This is a genomic window from Gilliamella sp. Choc5-1 (assembly GCF_001690595.1).
GTDB classification, from domain to species: Bacteria; Pseudomonadota; Gammaproteobacteria; order Enterobacterales; family Orbaceae; genus Gilliamella; species Gilliamella apicola_M.
In genome coordinates, this window is record NZ_LZHH01000089.1 from 1 (window position 1) to 557 (window position 557).

The 557-nt window shown below is 38.4% G+C and carries 1 protein-coding gene and 1 pseudogene; both read right to left on the reverse strand.

Translation table 11 applies throughout. From position 1 onward, the window contains the following. Window positions 1-277: pseudogene (locus A9G35_RS07825) on the reverse strand (integrase core domain-containing protein); the annotation flags it as partial. Window positions 278-295: 18 nt separating this feature from the next. Next, window positions 296-557 (reverse strand): integrase core domain-containing protein (locus A9G35_RS07830; protein ID WP_141672645.1); only part of this gene is annotated, 262 nt, incomplete at its 5' end.

Consider the following 557-nt stretch of genomic DNA (forward strand, 5'->3'; position numbering starts at 1 on the left):
GCTCAATATCGTTTTGTATTTCACTCAATTGCGTGTAAATCTTACGCCGAAATAAAATATCATAACATTCTGTTTTCATCGTCTTATGGAATCGCTCACAAATACCGTTTGTTTGTGGGCTGTAGGTGTAGGCTTTGGTCTTGGTGTGTTCAATATCTTCTAGATTAAGATAAAGCTCATAAGCATGGCTCTCCTTATGGCCATTATATTCCGTACCTCGGTCTGTAAGAATGCGTAACAGCGGCACTTGTTCGCTGTCAAAGAAAGGAAGCACTTTTGGAATGGCAACACATTTTCAAACAAAAAAATTAAGGGGTAAGTGTTTTTTAAATTCAACGGGAGGCAAGTAGCCTAACGAAGAATGTAATCGTTTATGATTATACCAATAGGCATAAGCCGAAAAAGCGCGTTGTAACTCAGCCGTTGAGTTGAAACGTTGGCCTTTTACAAATTCCGTTTTAATTGTTTTAAATGTCGCTTCCGCTACCGCATTGTCATATGGACACCCTTTCTTGCTTAATGAATGCGTGATATTAAATGTCTTAAAACAATCCGCT